We start from the raw sequence: 25,308 nt of genomic DNA, 5'->3' as shown, positions 1-25,308 counted from the left end.
TTAATGCTTTGACAGGACTCTGATTGAGATGCAAGCGCAAACCATGCAAAGAAAAGTTTTACGAACCATTTGTCCCGATGCAAAAGGTCTGATCGCCAAAATCACCAATATTTGTTACAAGCACGAACTGAATATCGTGCAAAACAATGAGTTTGTTGACCATCGCACCGGGCGTTTTTTTATGCGCACAGAGCTGGAGGGGATTTTTAACGACACCACCCTGCTGGCCGATCTCGACAGTGCCCTTCCGCAAGGTTCCGTGCGTGAACTGCATAGCGCAGGCCGTCGCCGTGTTGTTATTCTCATTACCAAAGAAGCACACTGCCTTGGCGACCTGCTGATGAAGAGTGCGTTTGGCGGCCTCGATATGGAAATCGCCGCCGTTATCGGTAATCACGACACGTTGCGTTCGCTGGTAGAGCGTTTCGATATTCCGTTTGTTCTGGTCAGCCACGAAGGCTTGTCGCGCGAAGAGCATGACAACCGCATGGCGGACGAGATTGATCGTTATCAGCCCGATTATGTGGTGCTTGCCAAATACATGCGCGTGCTGACGCCGGGCTTTGTGCAGCGCTACCCAAATCAGATTATTAACATTCACCACTCTTTCCTGCCGGCCTTTATCGGCGCACGGCCTTACCATCAGGCTTACGAACGTGGTGTGAAAATCATTGGCGCAACGGCACACTACGTTAACGATAACCTTGATGAAGGTCCGATCATCATGCAGGACGTGATTAATGTCGATCACAGTTACACCGCCGAAGAGATGATGCGGGCCGGACGCGACGTCGAAAAAAACGTGCTGAGCCGCGCGCTGGATAAAGTATTGGGCCAGCGTGTTTTTGTTTATGGTAACCGCACGATTATTCTTTAAGCGTAAACGGCGCTGGATTGGCTGACATTCCAGCGCTACGGGCAAAAAGTGGGCAAACGATTCACCTTTTGCCAGTCGTCGCTTTACAGCCATGGCGCATTTGGTATGATGCGCCCCGCTTCAGAGCACAACAATTCAGTCCCTGGTGGGATTCCCGAGCGGCCAAAGGGAGCAGACTGTAAATCTGCCGTCACAGACTTCGAAGGTTCGAATCCTTCTCCCACCACCATCTCGTATATTGCACGCCCTCCCAAATAAAGACATTTATTACCATCTTCTTCGGGGAGAGGGATGAGAACCTTCGACTAAGGTTCGGGTCGAGCATCGCGAGACAACGCGCATCAGCGCGGCCCGCAGGGTGAAATCATCCTCTTGAACCCGCTTCCCGCTTTCTGGCTGAGCCTGTCCACCACTCGCTGAAATTGCCCTGCTCTGCCATGACTTTTCCTGTAAAAATCGCTACCATCCTGCCTATCATTCGCTGAAGGTCATCTCATGAAATTTATTTCATTCAACATTAACGGCTTGCGGGCTCGCCCTCACCAACTTGAAGCGCTGGTAGAAAAACATCAGCCGGACGTCATCGGACTGCAGGAGACCAAAGTTCATGACGATATGTTCCCCTTAGAGGACGTGGCTAAGCTAGGCTACAACGTGTTTTACCATGGTCAAAAAGGGCACTACGGCGTGGCGCTGCTGACAAAAGTCCAGCCGGTATCCGTGCGACGCGGCTTCCCGGGCGATGACGACGATGCTCAGCGTCGGTTAATCATGGCGGAGATCCCCAGCCCGATTGGCGATATTACGGTAATTAACGGCTATTTCCCCCAGGGCGAGAGCCGTGACCATCCGACAAAATTTCCGGCGAAAGAGAAGTTTTATCGCGATTTGCAAAGCTACCTGAGCGACAGCCTGGCGGCCGATAAGCCGGTGCTGATCATGGGTGATATGAATATCAGCAGCACCGATCTCGATATCGGTATTGGAGAAGACAGTCGCAAGCGCTGGTTGCGTACCGGTAAATGCTCTTTCCTGCCGGAAGAACGTGAATGGATGGATCGCCTGCTCAGCTGGGGCCTTGTTGATACCTGGCGGGCACAAAACCCTGAGATTAACGATCGGTTTTCGTGGTTCGACTACCGTTCAAAAGGCTTTGATGACAATCGCGGTCTGCGTATCGATTTGCTGCTGGCCAGCACCGGGCTGGCCTCACACTGTATTGAAACAGGCATCGATTACGAGATTCGCGGTATGGAAAAACCGTCCGATCATGCGCCGGTCTGGTCAACCTTCCGCTTCTGACAGGCTCCTGACGCGTGGTGAAATGCCACGCGTCCTTATTTCACTATTTTCCAAATCAGATTATTGGTTCCCAACGACTTCTCATCGCGCGCACACTGTAGCAGGACACCTTCCGATTTCACCACTGCGCCTTCTGTGTAATTTCGGTTTTCAAAAATACAGCACTGCAGACAGTTTTGCTGACGGTTTTGCCCCTGCGTCCAGACTTCCGGTGGCATATCCACGATCACATCGGTATTGGTGCCACCTGCCGCGCCCTGCTGATGATAGTTAGCATGCGCGGGGCTGCAGGCAGCCATTGCAATCAGAATTAGCCAGGCTGATTTACTCATTATTCAGTTTCCTTCGTTTTACGCCCTGCTTTACGCGGTGGACGTTTTTGGCCGGTGGACGGTAAACCACGAAACGCCTGTCCCGAGGGCTGCTGTCGCGCCTGCTGAATAAGCCCGCTCAGCGTCTGCACCAGGGGTTGCATAAATTCATCATAGCGACAGGCCTTTTCACTGATACGCGTCAGGGTTGATTCCCATTGCGCCGTCATGTCCGGCCTGGCGGCGAGATCCGGTAGCGAGTGGATCAGCGCTTTGCCTGCATCAGTAGAATGAATATAGCGCCCTTTCTTATGCAAAAACGAACGACGGAACAGTAATTCAATAATGCCTGCGCGCGTGGCTTCCGTTCCTAAACCATCGGTCGCACGCAGCACTTTCTTTAATTCTTTATCCTGCACAAAGCGCGCAATGCCGGTCATGGCCGAAAGCAAGGTCGCGTCGGTAAAGTGGCGTGGCGGTTGTGTCTGTTTCGCCAGCACCTCACCCCGCTCGCACAGCAGCTCATCGTCTTTCGCTACAACAGGCAGCGGCATGCCATCGTTTTCTTCATCGCGCTCTTTGCCACCCAACAGCGCACGCCAGCCCGCCTCCGCCAGAAAGCGCGCTTTAGCCACAAATTTACCGCCCGCGATATCCAGATCGATAGTGCATTTGCGGAACACGGCATCCGGACAAAATTGCATCAAATACTGACGCGCAACCAGTCCATAAATCTGCTGTTCGTTTTCATTAAGCTTCACTGCGCTGGCGCGCGCGGTAGGAATAATGGCGTGGTGCGCATCCACTTTTTTGTCATCCCAACAGCGATTTTTTCGATCTGCATCAAAGTCTGCTGGTGGAATAAGACCGGATTGATGGGACTGGATCGCATTGAGCACCGCATGACGGCCGGCAAAATGCTCATCGGGTAAGTAGCGGCTATCAGAACGTGGATAGGTGATCAGCTTGTGGGTTTCATATAGCCGCTGGCAGATGTCCAGCACCGCCTGTGCACTCAAACCAAAGCGCTTTGCCGCCTCGATTTGCAGGCTGGAGAGTGAAAACGGCAACGGTGCAATGTCGTTTTCTCGCTTGTCACTGTAGGCGGTAACGATAGCGGGCTGACCGCTGATGCGCGCCACCACATGTTCCGCCAGGGAGCGTTTCAGCAGGCGACCTTCTTCATCCTGCCAGGGTTCACAGGCTTCACTGGGGATCCAGTTCGCGGTAAACCGGCTCTCATCCGGCGTGACGATGTGCGCTTTCACTTCAAAGTAATCCTTCGGGACGAAATTCGCGATCTCTTCATCCCGTCGCACCACCAGCCCCAACACCGGCGTTTGTACGCGTCCAACGGACAACACGCCATCATAGCCCGCATTCCGGCCCAGCAGCGTCCAGGCGCGGGTCATATTAATACCGTAAAGCCAGTCGGCACGTGCTCGCGCCAGCGCGGACACGCAGAGGGGAATAAATTCGCGATTCTCACGCAGCCGGTTGATAGCCCGCTCCACAGCCTGTGGGTTAAGATCGTTAATCAGACAGCGCTGCACTTTACTGCGTTTCTCAGCGGGAAGCTGAAGGTAATCCAGCACTTCATCCACAAGCAGCTGGCCTTCCCTGTCCGGGTCGCCGGCGTGCACCACTTCATCGGCCTGGGCCAGTAAGCCTTCCACCACTTTGAGTTGTTTTGCCACCGAAGGACGCGGCTGCAAACGCCATTTTTCAGGAATAATCGGCAGATCGACCAGCGACCAGCGCGCATAGCGGCTGTCGTACACATCAGGCTGCGCCTGCTCCAGTAAATGCCCCACGCACCAGGTGACAATCTGGTCATTGCCGCAGGCGATAAAGCCCTCACCACGCCGGTGCGGTTTAGGCAGTACATCGGCAATGGCCCGTCCAAGGCTGGGTTTCTCTGCAATAAACAAACGCATTAAATCGGGTAATCCTTAACGTCAGCAAACAACAATGATGACAACGCACTACCGGTCAACAAACAGTCGGCAACATGATGCCTGCGCCTCAGTCCAAAGAACGGTTACATCATGCGCACAGGCTGGAAGAGAGTATGCGCTGCCAGATGAAGCAGCGCTATGGTAGCCTGGCGGCGCGCTGCTGATAAGCGCGCCGGGTTCAATGCTGAACTGTTCGCACAATAACCGCGCAAACCCGCTCAGGGGCGATCAGAAATAGCGCACGAACGGCGCAGTGTCGGGATGTATCACGGTGGTGTTGGATTTCAGCTGGGGCGTGCCTAAATAGAGAAAGCCCACAATCGCGTCCTGCTCACGGCAGCCAAAGGCCTCGCGTACCTGGGGATCGTCAGTCCAGGCCCCACTTCGCCAGATACCATTAAATCCCTGTGCGACCGCGGCCATTTGCATAGCCATCACGGCACAGCTTGCAGATGCAATTTGCTCCCAGCGTGGCACCTTGTGGTTCAGTTCACAATGGGCCACAACCGTAATGATCATTGGGGCACGATACGGGGCCTGGCTGGCTTTATTGATGGCCTTGTCATCCAGTTGATTGTCACGTGCCGCCTTTTCCAGGAGCTGGCTTAAGCGATCGCGTCCACTGTTTTCAACTATGATAAAGCGCCACGGTTGTAATGTGCCGTGATCGGGCGCGCGCATGGCTGCGCGCAGAATGTTATCCAGCGCCTCGCCGCCGGGGGCCGGATCCGCCAGACGGGAAGCCGAACGGCGATTAACCAGTAATTCAAGTGCATCCATGTTTTTCTCCAGTGGGGTAAAAGCATGCGTAATCCTGGCACAGGTGGATTTTTTGTAACAGTCCAGGGTGATTTCCTGCTGACTTTTGTTTCGCCGCTCTTTAGGATGAGGTCGTCAACGGAGACCTGGACCGCTAAGCGGCGATTTCCGGTTATATCAATATGGAGAGTGTGATGCGCACATTGTGGCGAATAATTGCTGGCCTGTTCCGCGGGATCTGGCGAGTGCTGAACTTTATCAGGGAATTAATTCTTAATTTATTCCTGATTTTTTTAATTGTCGTGTGTGTCGGGATCTGGCTTCAGGTCAGTGGTTCAGGCAGTCATTCTGCTCCCATACAGCAAGGTGCGTTAAAAGTTGACCTGACCGGTGTGCTGGTCGATAAGCCTTCCGTCAGTAATCGCCTGAGCAAAATTGGCCGTCAGCTGTTAGGCACCAGCAGCGACCGACTGCAGGAAAACTCCCTGTTTGACGTGGTCGATGCGATTCGTCAGGCAAAGGATGACAGTAATATCAAAGGCATGGTGCTGGACCTGCGTGACTTTGCCGGTGGCGATCAGCCCTCGCTGCAGTATGTGGGCAAAGCGCTGCGCGAATTCAGGGAAAGTGGTAAGCCGATTTATGCGTTGGGCGACAGCTACAGCCAGGCTCAGTACTACCTTGCAAGCTATGCAACTAAAATCTACCTCTCGCCTCAGGGTACGGTTGACCTGCATGGTTACGCCACCAACGGGTTGTACTACAAAACGCTGCTTGAAAAGCTGAAAGTCAATTCACACGTCTTCCGTGTTGGAACCTATAAGTCTGCCGTTGAGCCTTTCCTGCGCGACGATATGTCACCTGCAGCGCGCGATGCGGATACCCGTTGGGTTGGCCAACTCTGGCAAAATTACCTGAACACCGTATCGGCTAACCGTCAGATTACGCCTGAGCAGCTGTTCCCTGGTGCAACGGCCATTATCGCCGGCCTGCAGGCCGTTAAAGGTGATACGGGTCAATACGCGCTGGATAACAAACTGGTCGACGTTCTGGGTTCACGGGCTGATGCCGATCAGATGTTAATCAAGACCTTTGGTTTCGATAAGCAGAGTAGCGATTATCGCAGCGTCAGTATTTATGACTACAACGTGAAACCGGACGCCACTCAGCAGAAAGGCAATATTGCCGTGATCATGGCCAGCGGCGCCATCATGGATGGCGATGAAACGCCGGGCAACGTCGGTGGCGATACCACGGCGGCGCAGATTCGTGATGCACGCCTGGATCCGAAAATCAAAGCGATCATTCTTCGGGTCAACAGCCCGGGCGGTAGCGTGACGGCTTCGGAGGCCATCCGTGCCGAACTGGCTGCGGCGAAAGCGGCCGGGAAACCGATAGTGGTGTCAATGGGCGGCATGGCGGCATCCGGTGGATACTGGATTTCAACGCCAGCCAGCTACATCATCGCCAGCCCGAGTACCCTGACCGGCTCTATTGGCATCTTCGGCGTAATTAATACCCTGGAGAACAGTCTGGCCAGCATTGGTGTGCACACGGACGGCGTGGCGACATCGCCACTGGCGGACGTCGCCAGCACTAAGGCGCTGCCCCCCGAGGTTCAACAGCTCATGCAGTTGACCATCGAAAACGGCTATCACAACTTTGTTGGTCTGGTTGCCGCCTCGCGTCACAAAACGCCGGAGCAAATTGACGCCATCGCCCAGGGACATGTGTGGACCGGCAGTGATGCGAAAGCTAATGGCCTGGTCGATGCGCTGGGGGATTTTGATGACGCAGTGAAAAAAGCCGCTGAACTGGCGAAGGTTTCCCAGCCGCAGCTTGACTGGTACCAGGAAGATCCCGGCTTTATTGATTTGATGCTAAATCAAATGAATGCCTCCGTGCAGGCTGTTCTGCCTGACCCGATCAAAGCCTGGCTGCCTGCGCCGATGTTCGACGTAATGAGTGCGATGCGACGTCAGCCTGGCCTGTTCGACCATCTTAACGATCCACAAAACCGCTACGCCTTCTGCCTGACCTGCGGCGAAGTGCGATAAACCTCTCAGCCCGACCGCTGGTCGGGCTGCTTTTCCCTGCCATTGCCCTTATACTGCGCGTTTTACGGCAAGTCTGAGTACACCTATGCAAAAGAAAAACATTTACGTTGCCTATACGGGCGGTACTATCGGTATGCAACGTTCCGCTCAAGGTTATATTCCGGTTTCAGGTCACCTCCAGCAAGAGCTGGCAAAAATGCCGGAATTCCATCGCCCGGAAATGCCTGACTTTACGATTCACGAATATCAGCCCCTGATCGACTCGTCCGATATGACGCCTCAGGACTGGCAGTCAATTGCCGAAGATATCCGGCGTAATTACGATCGCTACGATGGTTTTGTGATTCTGCATGGTACAGATACCATGGCTTTTACCGCCTCCGCCCTGTCGTTTATGCTGGAGAACCTGGCCAAGCCTGTCATCGTAACCGGCTCGCAAATCCCCCTGGCGGAACTGCGCTCGGACGGTCAGCAAAACCTGCTGAATTCACTCTATGTCGCCGCTAACTATCCGGTTAATGAAGTGACGCTGTTTTTCAATAACACGCTCTATCGCGGTAACCGCACCACAAAAGCGCATGCTGACGGGTTTAATGCCTTTGCCTCACCCAACCTTTCTGCGCTGCTGGAAGCCGGCATCCACATTCGTCGTTTGAACACGCCACCCGCGCCACAGGGGAAAGGTGAACTCATCGTTCATACCATTACGCCACAGCCTATTGGCGTGGTTACCATTTACCCCGGCATTTCCGCCGATGTGGTGCGCAACTTCCTGCGCCAGCCGGTTAAAGCCCTTATTCTGCGCTCTTATGGCGTGGGTAATGCGCCGCAGAACGCTGAGTTTCTCTCTGAACTGCAGCAGGCCAGCGAGCGCGGCATTGTGGTCGTTAACCTGACGCAGTGTATTTCCGGCAAAGTTAACATGGGTGGCTACGCGACGGGCAATGCGCTGGAGCATGCAGGCGTGATCAGCGGTTTTGATCTGACGGTAGAAGCGGCCCTGACCAAACTTCACTATCTGTTAAGTCAGGATCTTTCAAGCGAGCAAATCCGTGCCAAAATGCAGAAAAACCTGCGTGGCGAACTGACAGAAGACTAAAACGGAGCAAACGGGAATGAAACGGGCACTGATCATTATCGATATTCAGAACGACTTCTGCCCCGGCGGCCCAATGGCCGTGAGAGAAGGCGATCACACCGTCGCGGTAGCAAATCGCTATGCCCGTGCCTTTCATGAGAGAGGCGAATGCGTAGTGGCCTTGCAGGACTGGCACCCGGCCAATCATGGCAGCTTTGCTTCTGTCTCGGGCGAGCCGGTTTATACCCTGGGTGAGCTCAACGGTTTGCCTCAAATCTGGTGGCCCGATCATGGTGTTCAGCATTCGGCGGGCGCTGATTTTCATCCTGGTCTCGATCGCAGCCTGTTCGATGCTGTTTTTCACAAGGGCCAGGATCAGGATGTCGACAGCTACAGCGCTTTTTTTGATAACGGCCATCGCCGTAAAACGGAGCTGGACAGCTGGTTACGTGAACGCGGCATCAGCCATCTGGTTATGCTGGGGCTGGCAACCGATTACTGTGTGAAATACAGCGTTCTGGATGCACTGGAACTGGGCTATCAGGTGGACGTGGTCGCCGAAGGCTGCCGCGGGGTGAATTTGAATCCTGAAGACAGCGACATCGCACTGGCCCAGATGGCCGCCCAGGGTGCGGTCATTGTCTGATGTGCTCCGGGCTGGCAGCGTGCCAGCCCGTCATCCACGCTAAACGCTTCTGTCAGCACCCTGACAGAAGCACCTTATCAGACTTAATGCAGGTTGATACGCGTGACGTCTGGTTCGATACCAAACTCTTCTTTCAGCTGCCTTTTCGATTTGGTGACCATCTCACCGTCTTTTCCGATGGTCATATGCTGAGGTGCATCGTTATGACGTGCCTGCCACATCATCACCAGTTGCAGGCTGTTATCACGCTGCTGCTGGGTAAGCGCTACACCGTCCGGCCATTTTCCGGTTTCAACGGCCACAACCAGACGCTCATAAATTTCAGGCGTCAGGGCTTCAAGCATGGCTTCAAGTTGCTGTTTCATGATTATCCTTGGGTCTCCTCACCTTGCTGATCTGTAAAGTTCAGCGAGGCAGAATTGACGCAGTAACGCTCGCCTGTCGGCTGGGGGCCATCCGGGAAAACATGCCCCAGGTGCGCATCACAGCTGCCACAGCGGATTTCGATGCGCTGCATACCATGGGAATTATCTTCCAGATAGCGAATGGCCTCATCGCTTACCGGCTGATAAAAACTCGGCCAGCCACAACCTGAATCGTACTTGGTATCAGACAAAAACAACGGCGCATTGCAGACCAGGCAGTGATAAATCCCTTCCTGCTTGTTATGCAGCAGGGCACCGCTGTAAGGCGGCTCCGTTCCTCGCTGTTGAGTCACATAGCGTTGCATCTCAGTCAGTTGGGCAATTTTTGCTTCGGGTGCGGTTTCTTTAGGCATTTGAGCAATTCCGGGATGTCATTCTGTAAAAATCGACTAGTATTCTAACAAACGATCAACATTAATCGGGTCTTATTTTGTGCTCAACCCTTCAGTCAGTATCTCACTAGGTGGATTTGTGAACTCGATCACCTTTTCTCTGGCATATCCCTATATATTCGGCGAAGGATTCAACAGAGCACGCGGTTTACCGCTGAGCGCAAGCGGTTGCGGCCCCAATAATTCCTGTCTGGTGGATTGACCTGTCGCAACAATTGACACGATTCCGCTTGACGCCTGGTAAGGTTTTTGTAATTTTACAGCCAACCTTTTATTCACTAACAACTAGCTGGTGGAATATATGACTATCAAAGTAGGTATCAACGGTTTTGGCCGTATCGGTCGCATCGTTTTCCGTGCTGCTCAACAGCGCTCTGACATCGAAATCGTTGCTATCAACGACCTGCTGGACGCTGATTACATGGCGTACATGCTGAAGTACGACTCTACTCACGGCCGCTTCGACGGCACCGTTGAAGTACAGGACGGCGCTCTGGTTGTTAACGGTAAGAAAATCCGCGTTACCGCTGAGAGAGATCCGGCTAACCTGAAGTGGGATGAAGTCGGCGTTGACGTTGTTGCTGAAGCAACCGGTATCTTCCTGACCGACGAAACGGCACGTAAGCACATCACTGCGGGTGCTAAGAAAGTCGTTCTGACCGGTCCGTCTAAAGATGACACCCCAATGTTTGTTCGTGGTGCAAACTTCGACAAGTACCAGGGCCAGGACATCGTGTCTAACGCCTCTTGTACCACTAACTGCCTGGCACCACTGGCTAAAGTGATCAATGACAAGTTCGGTATCGTGGAAGGTCTGATGACCACCGTTCACGCAACGACTGCAACGCAGAAAACCGTTGATGGCCCGTCTCACAAAGACTGGCGTGGCGGTCGTGGCGCGTCTCAGAACATCATCCCTTCCTCTACCGGTGCGGCCAAAGCCGTAGGTAAAGTGCTGCCAGAACTGAATGGCAAGCTGACAGGTATGGCGTTCCGCGTTCCGACGCCAAACGTTTCTGTTGTTGACCTGACCGTTCGTCTGGAAAAAGCCGCATCTTACAAAGAAATCTGTGCAGCGATCAAAGCAGCAGCAGAAGGCGAAATGAAAGACGTGCTGGGCTACGTTGAAGACGACGTGGTTTCTACCGACTTCAACGGCGAAGTGCTGACTTCAGTATTTGATGCGAAAGCGGGTATCGCGCTGAATGACAACTTCGTTAAACTGGTTTCCTGGTACGATAACGAAACCGGTTATTCAAACAAAGTTCTCGACCTGATTGCGCTGGTTTCTGCTAAATAAGGCAGCCAGACACTAGAGAATAAGGGTGACTTCGGTCACCCTTTTTTTGATCCCTTTCGTAAGGAGTCGGGCATGCAAGACAAACTTTTTTCTCTTCCCGTCATTAAACAGATTACGCCTTACCTGTCACAGCGTCAGGTGGGCGAACTTCCGACTATCGTCGTCAGTCATCCCCGCGTGCGCGCAGCTATCACGTTACAGGGCGCGCATCTCATCGCCTGGCAGCCCAGCGGGGAGAAACCTGTCCTGTGGCTAAGTGACAAAAGCCCCTTCTCACCAGGCAAAGCGATTCGAGGCGGCATTCCCATTTGCTGGCCCTGGTTTGGCCCCGCAGGTGAACCCGCACACGGTTTTGCCCGTAACCAGTCGTGGACGCTGTCCGCCCATGACGAAAACGAAGATGGCGTTATCTTGACGCTGGTGCTGGAAAGTAACTCGCAAACCTTAAAGCTGTGGCCACATGAATTCACGCTAATCGCCCGTTTCCGCCTGGGGCAGCACTGTGAGATCGAACTGGAAGCCTATGGCGACTACACGTCCACCGCCGCCCTGCACAGCTATTTTAACGTGGCGGATATCAACGGCGTAGAGGTGTCGGGTCTGGGTGAGCACTATATCGACAAGGTTAACGACAATCAGCCAGGCACGGGCGACGGCAAACAGCGCTTTACCACCCGGGTTGACCGTATTTTCACCTCGGCCAATGACTGTTCGGTGATTAACGATCAGGCTGGAAAGCGCCAGATTGAAGTCTATCACCACCATCATAGTGACGTTGTCACGTGGAACCCCGGCGTCGAACTCTCCTGCAGTATGACGGACATGCCCAACGAAGGGTATAAAACCATGGTGTGCGTGGAAACGGCGCGAATCAGCAAACCGTTACGCAGCGCGGGCGAAAAACCGGCCCGGCTGGCCACCACGATCCGTCTGAAAGGGAAAGTGAATTAACGCTTAATTCACACCACGTCCAGGGGCATTTTATGCCGCGGTGGCGGGAAAGCCTTGTCGATCAGGAAACACGCCTCATCACTCAGGGTGATATCCAGTGCCGCGGCATTTTCCCGGACGTGCTCAAGGGAACTGGCTTTAGGAATAGCCATCACGCCGGGAGCGCGGATTACCCACGCCAGAAGCAGCTGTGCAACCGTCACGCCTTTCTGCTGAGCCAAAGCGACCAGCGTGGGCTCAGAAAACAAATGGCTGCGCAGCCGCCCTGCCTGTGCCAACGGACAGTATGCCATGATCGGCACAGCACGCTGCTGACACTGCGGTAACAGGTCGTACTCAATACCGCGAGAGGCGAGATGGTAAAGGACCTGATTCGTCGCACATGCTTCGCCCCCGGGTTCGGCCCAGAGCTCGTCCATATCATCGCTGTCAAAATTTGAAACGCCCCAGTGAACAATCTTCCCCTGCTGTTGAAGCCTTTGCATGGCGCGAATCGTCTCTTCCAACGGGACGCTGCCGCGCCAGTGCAGCAGATAGAGATCAATACGGTCGGTTTGCAAACGGCGCAGGCTGGCTTCGCAGGCCGCTATCGCATCATCTTCACCGGCATTCCATGGGTAGACTTTCGATACCAGCAGCGCGCTATCGCGGCGCCCTTTTAATGCCTCGCCGACCACCTCTTCCGCTCTGCCATCGGCATACATTTCTGCCGTATCGATAATTTTCAGGCCTGCATCCAGACCCGCCTGAAGCGCTGTGACTTCCTGCTGACGGCGAGCGCTGTCCTCGCCCATGTACCAGGTTCCGAGGCCAATAGCCGGGATGCCCTGGTGACCCGCAACATCGAGACGTTGTGCCATTTGACTCTCCTGCACTGTTGTAGAGCAGACAAACGATCAGAGGGCAACACCTGCCCTCTTAGGGTGCAAATCAGAAGCTGTAACTGACACCGGTCCAGATTGTGAACTGCCCACTTTTATCGACCATAGGGCTGTCTTTGATTTCACTGGCAAAACGCGTATAGCGGCCGGACAGGTTGGCATTCCACTGCGGCGTAATACTGTAGCTGGCGTTCACCTCAGCATAGGGCGACCAGCTGTCATCAGGATGGTAGCGGTTGATGCCGGTGCGATCGCTCTCATTGCCGGAAACACCATAGTAGTAGCGGTTTTGGTTCGCGCTATTCCACATCGCCCCGATGCCCGGTGTCAGGGTAAAGTCACCGAAGTTGAAGCGGTAGAGATAGGTGAGGTCCCAGATGATCCCGTTGCTGTTGTTGAGCAGGTCGCCCAGCAGTGAGGTACGGATAATCCCCCAGTCTGCAGTATGTCGGTAGGTTGCCCCGCCCATCAGCGTCATACGGCGCTTATCCAGCCCTTTCATATCCCCCAGATCGTTATCACCGGGGTCATACTCCTGGGGCGAGCCGAGCAGGGTCAGAGACAGCTGATCCTGCGGGTCTTTCCACAGGTAATAGCCGCCCTGCAGCGTGTTAAACCAGAAGTTTTCTCCTTCATAATTGATGATGGGCACCGGCAAATAGCGGTCCTGCCCACCCCGGTAAGGCGACTGGGCATAAATCACTGATGCGCCAAGCGATAAAGGTGCGGCCTGTACTGAATGCCCCAGAAAATAACAAGGGATAAGCGCGATAAGCGCGATAAGCGTGTTAAGTTTGAATTGGTTCACAATTTATTCATTCCATAAATATAACAATCACTCATACAGTCTAACGCTTTTTACAGACTGAATTAACCTTATATGAAAATCATCTACCGCATTTATGGCGGAATGTGGCATAACCGGGTTGGAGGCATCACAAATTCGCCATTACCCTGTCAAAAAGGTTTCGCAACAAAATGATTTTGTTATTGATATGTGGCTCACTAATCAAAAATCTATGATGAAATTTTCTGAATGCCTTCTACAGTTAAACTTAATACCCGAGGTTTTGTTGCAAGAGTGTCGTCATAAATGTTGTGCATCCCGATAACAATGATCAGGTTGGCATAAGGGTTGCTGTACTAACAGATAATATCTTCCGGGAGCTGTACGAGCACTGATTATTGCTCCTTTACCTGTGCTAAAAACGAAAGGACGGGCATCGCTATGAATATATTCGATCATTATCGTCAGCGTTATGAAGCTGCCAAGGACGAAGAGTTCACACTGCAGGAATTTCTGACAATCTGTAAACAGGATCGCAGTGCATACGCCAACGCCGCAGAGCGACTGTTAATGGCAATCGGTGAACCCGTGATGGTGGACACCGCTCAGGAGCCACGTCTTTCCAGAATCTTTTCTAACCGGGTAATGGGCCGTTACCCGGCGTTCGAAGAGTTTTACGGTATGGAAGAAGCGATTGAACAGATCGTCTCTTATTTGAAACACGCGGCACAAGGCCTTGAAGAGAAGAAACAAATTCTCTATCTGCTGGGTCCGGTCGGGGGCGGTAAATCCTCGCTGGCGGAACGTCTCAAATCCCTGATGCAACGCGTTCCTATCTATGTGTTGAGCGCCGATGGCGAACGGAGCCCGGTTAACGATCATCCACTGTGCCTGTTCAATCCTCAGGAAGACGCCAATATTCTGGAGAAAGAGTACGGCGTGCCGCGCCGCTACCTTGGCACCATTATGTCGCCATGGGCGGCTAAACGCCTCCATGATTTCGGCGGGGATATCACCCGCTTTAAAGTGGTGAAAGTGTGGCCGTCGATTCTGGAGCAGTTAGCTATTGCTAAAACAGAGCCGGGCGACGAAAACAACCAGGATATCTCCGCGCTGGTCGGTAAGGTGGACATTCGTAAACTGGAAAACCATGCGCAGAACGATCCCGATGCTTACGGCTACTCGGGCGCGCTGTGCCGGGCTAACCAGGGCATCATGGAATTTGTGGAGATGTTTAAAGCACCGATTAAAGTGCTGCATCCTCTGTTGACCGCAACCCAGGAAGGTAACTACAACGGTACAGAAGGCATTTCCGCCCTGCCGTTTAACGGTATAATTCTGGCCCACTCGAACGAATCTGAGTGGGTAACGTTCCGCAACAACAAAAACAACGAGGCGTTCCTTGACCGTGTGTATATTGTTAAGGTGCCTTACTGCCTGCGCGTGTCCGAAGAGATTAAGATTTATGAGAAGCTGCTGAACCACAGTGAGCTGTCTACCGCGCCTTGCGCACCCGGCACCCTGGAAACGCTGGCGAGATTCTCCATCCTTTCGCGACTTAAAGACCCGGATAACTCCAGTATCTACTCAAAAATGCGTGTGTATGACGGTGAAAGTCTGAAAGATACCGATCCTAAGGCGAAGTCCTGGCAGGAGTATCATGATTACGCCGGCGTCGACGAAGGGATGAACGGGCTGTCAACGCGTTTCGCCTTTAAGATTCTGTCCCGCGTCTTCAACTTCGATCACACTGAAGTGGCAGCCAACCCTGTTCACCTGTTTTATGTGCTGGAGCAGCAAATTGAACGCGAGCAGTTCCCACAGGAGCAGGCGGAAAAATACCTTGAACACCTAAAAGGTTATTTAATTCCGAAATACGCTGAGTTTATTGGCAAAGAGATTCAGACGGCTTATCTGGAATCCTATTCCGAATATGGTCAGAATATTTTCGATCGCTATGTTACCTATGCCGACTTCTGGATCCAGGATCAGGAATATCGCGACCCTGACACCGGACAGCTTTTTGACCGTGAGTCGCTCAATGCGGAACTGGAGAAAATCGAGAAGCCTGCCGGGATTAGTAATCCTAAAGACTTCCGTAATGAAATTGTCAATTTTGTGCTGCGTGCGCGTGCGCACAATAACGGTCGCAATCCAAACTGGACCAGTTATGAGAAACTGCGTACGGTGATTGAGAAAAAAATGTTCTCGAATACCGAGGAGCTGTTGCCGGTTATTTCGTTTAACACGAAAACCTCTACGGATGAGCAGAAGAAACACGATGATTTTGTCGATCGCATGATGGAAAAAGGCTATACCCGCAAACAGGTTCGCCTGCTGTGTGAATGGTATCTGCGCGTGCGTAAATCGTCCTGATCAGAGTCTGTAAGCAAACCGGTGCGGGATAGCACCGGTCTCTTAAGGTCGGGACAACCCGGCCTGCTTGCAATGTAGTTTGGGGGAACATCATGGCCTATTTTATCGATCGCCGACTAAACGGTAAAAACAAGAGTGCGGTCAACCGCCAGCGCTTCTTGCGTCGTTACAAGTCTCAGATTAAGCAGTCGATCTCCGAGGCCATTAACAAACGCTCGGTCACCGACGTCAGCAGTGGCGAATCCGTTTCTATTCCGATTGATGACATCAACGAACCGATTTTCCATCAGGGACGCGGCGGGCAGCGCCATCGCGTCCATCCCGGCAACGATCACTTTGTGCAAAATGACCGCGTGGAGCGGCCGCAGGGCGGCGGTGGCAGCGGTTCAGGCCAGGGCAACGCCGGTCAGGACGGTGAAGGTCAGGATGAGTTTGTTTTTCAGATTTCTAAAGACGAATATCTGGACCTGCTGTTTGAAGACCTGGCCCTGCCCAACCTGCGTAAAAACCAGCATCGCCAGCTGAATGAGTATAAAACCCACCGCGCCGGTTTTACGTCTAATGGCGTACCGGCCAACATCAGCGTGGTACGCTCGCTACAGAACTCGCTGGCGCGCCGTACGGCGATGACCGCAGGTAAGCGCCGCCAGCTGCATGAGCTTGAGGATGCGCTGACGACGGTTGAAAAATCTGAACCGGCTCAGTTGCTCGAAGAGGAGCGCTTACGCAAAGAAATTGCCGAGCTGCGAGCACGTATCGATCGGGTGCCCTTCATTGATACGTTTGATTTACGCTATAAAAATTTTGAAAAACGCCCTGAGCCGTCAAGCCAGGCCGTGATGTTCTGTCTGATGGACGTTTCGGGTTCAATGGACCAGGCCACCAAGGACATGGCAAAACGTTTTTATATTTTGCTCTATCTGTTCCTGAGTCGAACCTATAAAAATGTCGAGGTGGTCTACATTCGCCACCATACTCAGGCGAAAGAAGTTGATGAGCAGGAGTTTTTCTACTCACAGGAAACCGGCGGCACTATCGTGTCGAGTGCCCTTAAGCTCATGGATGACGTGGTGAAAGAGCGTTACGATCCGGCACAGTGGAATATCTATGCCGCGCAGGCCTCCGATGGTGACAACTGGGCCGACGATTCCCCCCTGTGCCATGAGATTCTGGCAAAGAACATTTTACCGGTCGTCCGTTACTACACCTACATTGAAATCACGCGTCGCGCGCATCAGACACTGTGGCGCGAATATGAACATCTGCAGTCTGTATTTGATAACTTTGCGATCCAGCACATTCGCGAGCCGGAGGATATCTATCCGGTCTTCCGTGAACTGTTTCACAAGCAGGCGATGGAAGCCTAACACATCAAGCCGACGCTCTGTCGGCTTTTTTTTGCGTAATAACCTGTTAAAACATGGCCTTTCCTGCAACAACTCCTCCAACTCCTCTATTAATATCGTTTAACCGGATTAACCAAGGCATTAGCAATTGATATAAATTGCAAAATGACCATGACAACTCATTGATAAAACATTATCTTGCAGAGATAGCATGGATGTTTCTACACATTAGCTGACATTGACTGCCGAATCTCAGGAGACCGCGTTTGAACCACACTATTGTTTATAGTCTTTTTATTATTGGCTCCGTGCTGGTTGCGTCGAGTATCTTACTCAGCTCTTTTTCATCCCGTCTTGGCATTCCTATTCTGGTGATATTTCTGGCACTGGGCATGCTGGCCGGCGTGGATGGCATTGGCGGCATCGCCTTCGATAACTATCCCGCCGCTTACCTTATCTCTAACCTTGCCCTGGCGATTATCCTGCTGGACGGTGGGATGCGTACCAAAGCCAGCTCCTTCAAGGTGGCGCTGGGGCCGGCCCTGTCACTGGCAACGGTAGGCGTAATGATTACGGCTGGCCTGACCGGCGTGGTCGCGGCCTGGCTCTTCAGGCTGGATATGATGCAGGGCTTTCTGATCGGTGCCATTATTGGCTCTACCGATGCGGCAGCCGTTTTTTCACTGCTTGGGGATAAAGGCCTGAACGAACGCGTCAGCTCAACGCTGGAAATTGAGTCAGGCAGCAACGATCCCATGGCTGTGTTTCTCACTATCACGCTGATTGAAATGATCGAGCAGGGCAAAACCGGTCTTGACTGGATGTTTCTCGTGCATCTCATCCAACAGTTCGGCCTGGGCATCGTACTTGGACTGGGCGGCGGCTGGGCCCTGCAGCAGCTCGTAAACCGCATCAACCTGGCACCCGGCCTGTATCCCTTGTTGGCACTCAGCGGCGGGATTCTGGTGTTCGCCCTGACAACGGTGCTGGAAGGCAGCGGCATTCTGGCCGTGTATCTGTGCGGCTTTTTACTGGGTAACAGCCCCATCCGTAACCGATTTGGCATTCTGCAAACCTTTGACGGTATGGCCTGGCTCAGTCAGATAGGGATGTTTATCGTGCTGGGCCTGTTGGTCACACCTTCCGATCTCTGGCATATTGCGGTTCCGGCAATGATCCTCTCCCTGTGGTTGATTTTGGTTGCGCGCCCCCTCTCCGTGTTTATCGGCCTGTTGCCCTTCCGCGGTTTTACAGGCCGTGAACGGATTTTTATCAGTTGGGTCGGGCTGCGGGGCGCGGTTCCGATCATCCTGGCGGTATTCCCGATGATGGCCGGACTTGAAAACGCATCACTCTATTTCAACATCGCCTTCTTTGTCGTGCTGGTCTCCCTGATGCTGCAGGGCACCTCTCTGGGCTATGCGGCAAAAAAAGCCAAAGTGGTGGTACCGCCCACGGCATCGCCTGTCAGCCGAATTGGGTTAGATATCCACCCGGAAAATCCCTGGGAGCAGTTTGTTTATCAGCTCAGTGCCGACAAATGGTGCGTGGGCGCTGCGCTGCGTGATTTACAGATGCCGCGTGAAACCCGCATTGCTGCCCTGTTTCGGGATAATGTGCTGATGCATCCCAACGGGGCGACACGATTAAAAGAAAACGACGTTATCTGCGTGATTGGACGTGAGCGTGACCTGCCTGCGCTAGGAAAAATGTTCAGTCAGTCGCCGCCCGTCGCGCTGGATCAGCGTTTCTTTGGTGACTTTATTCTGGATGCCGACGCGCGCCTGAACGACGTGGCGCAAATCTACGGCCTTGAACTGGACGAACAGACCAATGCTCAACAATCGCTCGGGCAGCTGATGCTTGGCATGCTGGGTGGCACGCCCGTCGTGGGCGATCAGGTTGAATGGAATCAACTGACCTGGACCGTGGCGGAAAAAGAAGATAATCAGATTGTGAAAATTGGTGTGCGCCCAAGTGAAGACAAAGAATAATCTTACTTCGCTGGCGCGTTAAATGGGCTGAATTGCACTACGCTTTTATAACATTCAGTGAAAACGGGAGTTATCCATGGGTCACGTGGTTAAAATTGGTCGCTACGAAATTGTCGATGCAGAATTCAGCAGCGAAAAACCGCTGACAGTGAGTATTCCCTGCCACACCAACCCCGGACTGAGCTATCAGCTCGACGGCTGGGATCACGACACCAGCGTTCCGGCATGGATCGACGATAAAGAGGTCATTTTACATATCGCTCACTACGATAAGCAGCAAGACCGGTGGGTATTAAAAGAACCGGCCTGAGCCTGAGTATTACCGCCAGTCAGTTGATTTGGCGGTAATTCCTAAAAAGTGGCCCTGGCCGCACGGCTTATAGGTTATAATTTTAAAATATTATTTTCCAAATCAGCCATTTAAGCCAATTCTGCGCAATTTTCACCTGGTTTTTTAAGAATTCTTCCGTATTAACTCCGTCAAATATCTCCTGCATACTCTCTTTCAGTGCTGCAATTTTACGTGACTCAAATCACGCTTAGTAACGGTTTATTTGTAGCATCAATGGCTCTAATGACTGTAACAAACTGAAAACATCCCGGTTTCGGGTTTTCAGTCGTTAACCCCTGAACGCGTACTTGATTCTGGTCAGGCCATCTTTTACTTAATTAAGAGAGCAGGTTTTATGGCAAGTACAATGGTAATAAACAATGCGAGTCGCTCATGGAGCGGTCTTCGTAAGAATATTCTGGTAAAGTTTGCACTGAGTTTTTCAGACCTTATTGCGCTGAACCTGGCGCTGTTTCTCTCTGCCGCTACCGTGCAGGGTATTTGGGGAGATTTGGATGCGTTTATTCCGCCGCATCAAATTGAAAACCGTTTTATTGCGCAGTTTATTATGTCGGTATTATGTACCGGCTGGTTTTGGATGCGCCTGCGTCACTACACCTACCGCAAACCCTTTTGGTTCGAACTGAAAGAAATTGTGAAAACACTGGTTGTTTTCTCCCTGCTCGATCTGGCATTAATCGCGTTTTCTAAATGGGACTTCTCCCGCATGGTGTGGGTGTTCAGCTGGAGCTATGCCCTGCTGCTGCTGCCGCTGCTGCGTGCAGGCGTTAAAAGTGCCATTAATAAAGCCGGTCAGTGGCAAAAAGAAACCATCATTATTGGCTCTGGCCGTAACGCTACCGAAGCCTATGCAGCCTTACAAAGTGAAGAAATCCTGGGATATAACGTTCAGGCATTTATTTCCGTAGAAGATGCGCCGCTGCAGCAGAGCGTGAATGGCGTACCGGTCATTTCTGCCAACGATATTAACTGGAGCACCATCGATCGAGACAACGTGCAGTTTATTGTCGCGATGGAGTACGAGCAGCAGCCGGAGCGCGATCGCTGGTTGAAGTTTCTGTCAAAAATGAACTGCCGGTCAGTGTCGGTGATCCCAACCCTGCGTGGCGTCCCGCTTTACGGCACCGACATGTCGTTTATCTTTAGCCATGAAGTGATGATTTTGCGCGTCAGTAATAACCTGGCAAAGCATTCGTCACGTTTCCTGAAGCGCAGTTTCGATATTGTTGTGGCGTCGTTACTGCTGCTGTTCCTGGCGCCGGTCTTTGCCCTGCTCTGCTATATGGTCAAGCGTGATGGGGGCAATGCCATCTATGGTCACGAACGTATCGGGCAGGATGGCAGAAAGTTCAAGTGTCTGAAGTTCCGCTCAATGGTGACCAATTCCAAAGAGGTGCTGGAAAGCTTGCTGGCAACCAGTGAAGAAGCGCGTCGGGAATGGGACAAAGACTTTAAGCTCAAGAAGGATCCGCGTATTACCCGCATCGGCGGCTTCCTGCGTAAAACCAGCCTGGATGAGCTGCCGCAGCTGTGGAACGTGATCCGCGGGGAGATGAGCCTGGTGGGGCCGCGTCCGGTAATTGAGGCTGAGCTTGAGCGCTACGCCGGCGATGTGGATTACTACCTGATGGCGAAACCGGGTATGACTGGGCTATGGCAGGTCAGCGGACGTAACGATATCGATTACGACACCCGCGTCTATTTCGACTCCTGGTATGTTAAAAACTGGGCGTTATGGACAGACATCGCCATCCTGTTTAAAACGGCCGGTGTGGTTTTCCGCCGCGACGGCGCCTACTGATTTAGCATGCGATGCCTGTTTCAGCAGGCATCGCCATTTCTCCCGGTAATTTGCTTTCCTTTTTCGCTGTTAATCATTACCCTCTTTCCTCGCTTTATCGAACGTTTACCCTCTGGTTGCTATGCAAAAATATACCTTATTGCTTTTGAGCCTGGTGCTGCTGGCACCTTTAGGCATTGATCTCTATTTACCCACGCTGCCGCAGATTGCTGAAGGCTTATCGACGCCCGTCGCCCTGGTACAAACCACGATCCCGCTTTTCTTACTGATTATGGGGCTGGGACAGTTGGTCAGTGGCCCGCTGGTGGACAACTATGGCCGTAAGCCCATCGCCTTACTGGGCCTGGCACTGTACATCGCCGGCAGCGTCATTGCCGCGACGGCGACCACTTTCCCGCTATTTTTAATTGCCCGACTGGTTCAGGGCTGCGCGGTCTGCTGCAGCGCGGTGGTGGCTTTTAGCGGCGTGCGTGACCGACTCAGTGGTGATGACGCCGCCCGGGCTTACGGCTTCCTGAACGGGGCACTGAATATTGTGCCTGCTCTGGCGCCGTTGCTGGGTGGCATTCTGGCCAGCGCCTTCGACTGGCGCGCGCCGTTCTGGTTCCTGTGTGCCTATGCGGCAGTCGTGATGCTAATGGTCATCATCTGGCTGCCTGAAACGCGTCCGGCGGATACGCTGCGCGTGAAGGGCCTTCCGGTAAACCAGTACGCCGCGATTCTTCGCCAGCCGCGCTTTTTGGCGTTTGCCTTTGCCAATGCCGGCGCGCTGGGGATGGTGCTGACCTATGTCTCGCTGGCCCCGCAGGTATTAATGACCGAAGGGGGACTTTCGCCTCTGGCCTTCTCGTTTGCCTTTGGTGCAAATGGTTTTTGGATCATGCTGGTCAGCGTGGTGGTGAATAAAGCGATTCGCAAAGCGGGCCGACCGTTTTGCCTTGCCATCGGTTTTATCACCATGTTGACGGGTGCCGTTCTGCTCGTGGCGGGAATGACCTTGTTGCCTGACAGCCTGCAGTTCCATTGGGCGCTGTATATGTTCCCGGTGGCGGTCGCCGTAGCCGGGCTGGCTTTCACCGTTGGGCCAGCCACCAGCTATGCGCTGGAACCCTATCAGCAGCAGGCAGGCGTGGCCTCGGCGCTGCAGGGATTTATCCAGATGGCGGGAGGCGCAGCAGGCAGCCTGATCGTGGTGGCTCTGCCGGTAGCGGAGAAACTGTCATTAACGCTGATGATGCTGCTGGGCGCAGCGCTGGCCTTCCTGGCCTGGCGCTGCAGTAAGAAAATGCAAAGCCGGATTACCGCCGTTAACTGATTTTAACCGGAACGCGTGGGGCCAGCGCGCACATCAGCTCATAGCCCACCGTTCCGGCTGCTTTCGCCACCTGATCGATTTTGACATTTTCCCCCCATAACTCCACGGACGAGCCAATGCCAGCCTGCGGGCACGGAGTGAGATCCACCGTTATCATATCCATCGAAACCGCGCCGACAACCTGCGTCATTATCCCGTCAACGGCAACAGGTGTTCCTGTCGGCGCATGACGTGGATAGCCGTCCGCATAACCGCAGGCAACCACGCCGATACGCTGCGGCTGGGTTGCATGATAGCGATAGCCATAGCCGACGCCATCACCGGCCTGCAGCTGCTGTACGCCGATAATCTCGCTGCTCAGCGTCATGACCGGTTTTAGCCCGCTGCTGGCGATATCCTGCCAGTTCCCGCTTGGCGAAGCGCCATACAAGATGATGCCCGGACGTACCCAGTCGTAATGCGCTTCAGGATGCCACAACGTGCAGGCCGAATTGGATAATGACACCGGACTGTCCAGCCCTTCCGTAGCCTGTGCGATGCGTTTAAGCGGCTCGACGATGCCGTCTGGATTTTCCGCATCGGCAAAGTGCGCCATCAGGGTAATGTCTCCGACATTTTCGAGCGCACGCAGCTTATGCCAGATTCCGTTGACCTGTTCAGGACGAAACCCCAGCCGGTTCATGCCGCTGTTGATCTTGAGATAGAGATCAACGGGCGCAGAGAGCGTGGCGTTTGCCAGGGCGTGAATTTGCCAGTTGCTGTGCACGCTGGTCGTCAGCCGGTAGCGATCAATCAATGCCAGATCGTCAGGGTGAAAAAAGCCTTCAAGCAGCAATATCGGCTTCTTCCAACCCTGCTCGCGCAGCAAAATGGCCTCTTCCATGTTGAGTAGCGCGAAACCATCCGTGGCGGACAGGCTTTCCCATACGCGGGCGATGCCGTGACCGTAAGCGTTGGCTTTTACCACTGACCAGACGCGTGACGTCGGGGCCGCCCGGCGCACAATCGCCAGATTATGTCGCAACGCCTGTTGATCGATGGTCGCGACAATTGGACGTGACATATTCCTCTCCCTGAAGGCTTAACGTACTGCGTTAACGTTATGAAGCGGCGATCGGGTCGCCGCAAAACCGGGTAAATAACGAAAGACGGTAAGATCGTCCGCGGCTATCGCGGATGAGGTACCGGATATGACGTCAGCCAGTAACTGACCGGAGCCGCACGCCATTGTCCATCCCAACGTGCCGTGGCCGGTATTCAGGAAAAGATTCGAAAGCGGCGTGGCACCGACTACCGGCGTCCCGTCTGGCGTCATGGGACGCAGACCGGTCCAGAAGCTGGCCTGACTGACATCTCCTCCCTCAGGATAAAGATCTGTGACCACCATCTCCAGCGTTTCGCGACGCGCCTCAAGCAGTTTGGTGTTAAAACCCACAATCTCCGCCATACCGCCGACGCGAATACGGTTATCGAAGCGTGTCACCGCCACTTTATAGGTTTCATCGAGGATCGTTGAAACCGGGGCGGCATCGGGATTGGTCACCGGTATGGTCAGGGAATAGCCTTTGAGCGGGTAAACAGGAATATCGACGATGTTTTTCATCAACGAGGTTGAGTAGGATCCCAGCGCGACCACATAGCTGTCACCTTTGATCACTTCCTCACCGCACTTCACCCCATAAATACGATTACCATCACGCAGGAGCTGATCGATCGGCGTATTAAACCGGAAGACAACGCCAGCCTCTTCAGCCATTTTGGCCAGACGCTGCGTAAAAAGCTGGCAATCGCCGGTTTCATCGTTAGGCAGGCGCAAGCCGCCAGTGAGTTTATGCTGTGTTGCTGCCAGAGCCGGTTCCACGCTGGCCAGCTGGTGCGCCTCCAGCAATTCATAGGGCACACCGGCCTCACGTAGCACCGCAATATCTTTGCTGGCGCTCTCGAACTGCTGCTGGGTTCGAAACAGCTGCAGCGTGCCGCCCTGACGACCTTCATAGGCGATGCCGGTTTCCGCACGCAACGCTTTAAGACAGTCACGGCTGTATTCGGCCAGGCGGACCATACGGCTTTTGTTTTGCTGGTAGTGACGCATATCGCAATTGCGCAGCATGTTCCACATCCATTCGAGCTGGAAGCGACTGCCGTCCAGCCGGATAGCCAGCGGCGCATGGCGCTGAAACATCCACTTCATCGCTTTAAGCGGCACGCCCGGCGCCGCCCAGGGTGCAGCATAACCGGGGGAGATTTGCCCGGCGTTAGCGGCACTGGTTTCCATCGCAGGCTGAGGCTGACGATCGATCACGGTGACCTGGTGTCCGGCACGCGCCAGATACCATGCGCTCGTTACCCCTACTACGCCACTCCCAAGAATCACTACGTGCATAAGTCCCCCGCGAAATT

Annotated in this window: 22 protein-coding genes, 1 tRNA gene and 1 other RNA gene; 15 read left to right on the top strand and 9 right to left on the bottom strand. The window is 53.4% G+C overall.

From position 1 onward, the window contains the following. Positions 1-28 precede the first annotated feature (28 nt). The 4 genes from purU to xthA all read left to right on the top strand — a co-directional run bounded on the left by purU (position 29) and on the right by xthA (position 2,179). Positions 29-877 (top strand): formyltetrahydrofolate deformylase, encoded by an 849-nt coding sequence (gene purU, locus AAIE03_RS07035; protein WP_013025975.1) that lies wholly within the window; start codon positions 29-31, stop codon positions 875-877. 144 nt (positions 878-1,021) lie between these two features. Then, positions 1,022-1,106 (top strand) — tRNA-Tyr (locus AAIE03_RS07030). 41 nt (positions 1,107-1,147) lie between these two features. Further along, positions 1,148-1,260, top strand: a non-coding RNA gene (locus AAIE03_RS07025) — RtT sRNA. Between the two features lie 112 nt (positions 1,261-1,372). Beyond that, the gene (xthA, locus tag AAIE03_RS07020; protein WP_022623226.1) at positions 1,373-2,179 is read left to right on the top strand and encodes an exodeoxyribonuclease III; all 807 of its coding nucleotides are present in this window, start codon (positions 1,373-1,375) and stop codon (positions 2,177-2,179) included. 35 nt (positions 2,180-2,214) lie between these two features. On the opposite strand, the gene AAIE03_RS07015 is transcribed toward xthA, so the two are convergent. The 3 genes from AAIE03_RS07015 to AAIE03_RS07005 form a co-directional block, all read right to left on the bottom strand. Next, complete coding sequence (locus AAIE03_RS07015; protein WP_024472486.1) at positions 2,215-2,511, bottom strand: YnjH family protein; 297 nt, start codon at positions 2,509-2,511, stop codon at positions 2,215-2,217. Then, on the bottom strand, positions 2,511-4,427 hold the full coding sequence (locus tag AAIE03_RS07010; RefSeq protein WP_013025979.1) for a DNA topoisomerase III: 1,917 nt from the start codon (positions 4,425-4,427) through the stop codon (positions 2,511-2,513). The genes AAIE03_RS07015 and AAIE03_RS07010 overlap by 1 nt, the downstream gene beginning before the upstream one ends. Positions 4,428-4,676: 249 nt before the next feature. Next, positions 4,677-5,228, bottom strand: a complete 552-nt coding sequence (locus tag AAIE03_RS07005; RefSeq protein WP_013025980.1) for an NAD(P)H nitroreductase — start codon at positions 5,226-5,228, stop codon at positions 4,677-4,679. A 173-nt stretch (positions 5,229-5,401) separates the two neighbouring features. On the opposite strand from AAIE03_RS07005, the gene sppA reads away from it, so the two are divergent. The 3 genes from sppA to pncA all read left to right on the top strand — a co-directional run bounded on the left by sppA (position 5,402) and on the right by pncA (position 8,988). Further along, positions 5,402-7,264 (top strand): signal peptide peptidase SppA, encoded by a 1,863-nt coding sequence (sppA, locus tag AAIE03_RS07000; RefSeq protein ID WP_194761391.1) that lies wholly within the window; start codon positions 5,402-5,404, stop codon positions 7,262-7,264. 85 nt (positions 7,265-7,349) lie between these two features. After that, entirely contained in the window at positions 7,350-8,363 is a 1,014-nt protein-coding gene (gene ansA / locus AAIE03_RS06995) for an asparaginase (protein WP_498562901.1), read from the top strand. Positions 8,364-8,379: 16 nt separating this feature from the next. Then, complete coding sequence (gene pncA / locus AAIE03_RS06990) at positions 8,380-8,988, top strand: bifunctional nicotinamidase/pyrazinamidase (protein ID WP_194761390.1); 609 nt, start codon at positions 8,380-8,382, stop codon at positions 8,986-8,988. An 83-nt stretch (positions 8,989-9,071) separates the two neighbouring features. Here pncA and AAIE03_RS06985 read toward each other — a convergent pair whose 3' ends face one another. Both AAIE03_RS06985 and msrB read right to left on the bottom strand, forming a co-directional pair. After that, complete coding sequence (locus tag AAIE03_RS06985) at positions 9,072-9,353, bottom strand: YeaC family protein (protein WP_013025984.1); 282 nt, start codon at positions 9,351-9,353, stop codon at positions 9,072-9,074. 2 nt (positions 9,354-9,355) lie between these two features. Then, positions 9,356-9,766: a peptide-methionine (R)-S-oxide reductase MsrB gene (gene msrB, locus AAIE03_RS06980; RefSeq protein WP_013025986.1), complete on the bottom strand. Its 411-nt coding sequence runs from the start codon at positions 9,764-9,766 to the stop codon at positions 9,356-9,358. Between the two features lie 340 nt (positions 9,767-10,106). Here msrB and gapA point away from each other — a divergent pair, with 340 nt between their 5' ends. Continuing rightward, a complete protein-coding gene (gene gapA, locus AAIE03_RS06975; protein WP_014593833.1) occupies positions 10,107-11,105 on the top strand; it encodes a glyceraldehyde-3-phosphate dehydrogenase in 999 nt (332 codons plus the stop codon). A gap of 72 nt (positions 11,106-11,177) precedes the next feature. Further along, on the top strand, positions 11,178-12,056 hold the full coding sequence (locus AAIE03_RS06970; RefSeq protein WP_442851423.1) for a D-hexose-6-phosphate mutarotase: 879 nt from the start codon (positions 11,178-11,180) through the stop codon (positions 12,054-12,056). Positions 12,057-12,064: 8 nt separating this feature from the next. Here AAIE03_RS06970 and AAIE03_RS06965 read toward each other — a convergent pair whose 3' ends face one another. Then, on the bottom strand, positions 12,065-12,916 hold the full coding sequence (locus AAIE03_RS06965; RefSeq protein WP_014593834.1) for an aldo/keto reductase: 852 nt from the start codon (positions 12,914-12,916) through the stop codon (positions 12,065-12,067). 70 nt (positions 12,917-12,986) lie between these two features. Next, the gene (locus tag AAIE03_RS06960; protein ID WP_498562900.1) at positions 12,987-13,745 is read right to left on the bottom strand and encodes a MipA/OmpV family protein; all 759 of its coding nucleotides are present in this window, start codon (positions 13,743-13,745) and stop codon (positions 12,987-12,989) included. Between the two features lie 420 nt (positions 13,746-14,165). On the opposite strand from AAIE03_RS06960, the gene yeaG reads away from it, so the two are divergent. The 6 genes from yeaG (at position 14,166) to AAIE03_RS06930 (ending at position 22,908) form a co-directional block, all read left to right on the top strand. Then, positions 14,166-16,100 carry a protein kinase YeaG gene (yeaG, locus tag AAIE03_RS06955; protein WP_014593835.1) on the top strand — a complete coding sequence of 645 codons (1,935 nt, stop codon included), beginning with the start codon at positions 14,166-14,168 and terminating at the stop codon, positions 16,098-16,100. Positions 16,101-16,192: 92 nt separating this feature from the next. Next, a complete protein-coding gene (locus tag AAIE03_RS06950) occupies positions 16,193-17,467 on the top strand; it encodes a YeaH/YhbH family protein (protein WP_013025992.1) in 1,275 nt (424 codons plus the stop codon). Positions 17,468-17,712: 245 nt separating this feature from the next. Beyond that, a complete protein-coding gene (locus AAIE03_RS06945) occupies positions 17,713-19,440 on the top strand; it encodes a potassium/proton antiporter (protein WP_072136827.1) in 1,728 nt (575 codons plus the stop codon). A 76-nt stretch (positions 19,441-19,516) separates the two neighbouring features. Beyond that, the gene (locus tag AAIE03_RS06940) at positions 19,517-19,750 is read left to right on the top strand and encodes a DUF1480 family protein (protein ID WP_013025994.1); all 234 of its coding nucleotides are present in this window, start codon (positions 19,517-19,519) and stop codon (positions 19,748-19,750) included. A 376-nt stretch (positions 19,751-20,126) separates the two neighbouring features. Then, positions 20,127-21,593 (top strand): undecaprenyl-phosphate galactose phosphotransferase WbaP, encoded by a 1,467-nt coding sequence (wbaP, locus tag AAIE03_RS06935; protein WP_014605710.1) that lies wholly within the window; start codon positions 20,127-20,129, stop codon positions 21,591-21,593. A gap of 121 nt (positions 21,594-21,714) precedes the next feature. Then, complete coding sequence (locus tag AAIE03_RS06930; RefSeq protein ID WP_105076958.1) at positions 21,715-22,908, top strand: multidrug effflux MFS transporter; 1,194 nt, start codon at positions 21,715-21,717, stop codon at positions 22,906-22,908. Here the strand turns inward: AAIE03_RS06930 and dadX are convergent. Both dadX and AAIE03_RS06920 read right to left on the bottom strand, forming a co-directional pair. After that, the gene (gene dadX, locus AAIE03_RS06925) at positions 22,901-23,971 is read right to left on the bottom strand and encodes a catabolic alanine racemase DadX (protein WP_014593840.1); all 1,071 of its coding nucleotides are present in this window, start codon (positions 23,969-23,971) and stop codon (positions 22,901-22,903) included. The genes AAIE03_RS06930 and dadX overlap by 8 nt on opposite strands. Before the next feature lie 18 nt (positions 23,972-23,989). After that, positions 23,990-25,291 carry a D-amino acid dehydrogenase gene (locus AAIE03_RS06920; protein ID WP_498562899.1) on the bottom strand — a complete coding sequence of 434 codons (1,302 nt, stop codon included), beginning with the start codon at positions 25,289-25,291 and terminating at the stop codon, positions 23,990-23,992. Between the last annotated feature and the right edge of the window lie 17 nt (positions 25,292-25,308).

The sequence above is a fragment of the Pantoea sp. Ae19-2 genome, assembly GCF_059801205.1.
Note: the sequence above shows the minus strand (reverse complement) of the source record. Positions and strands in the feature narration are given on the sequence as shown.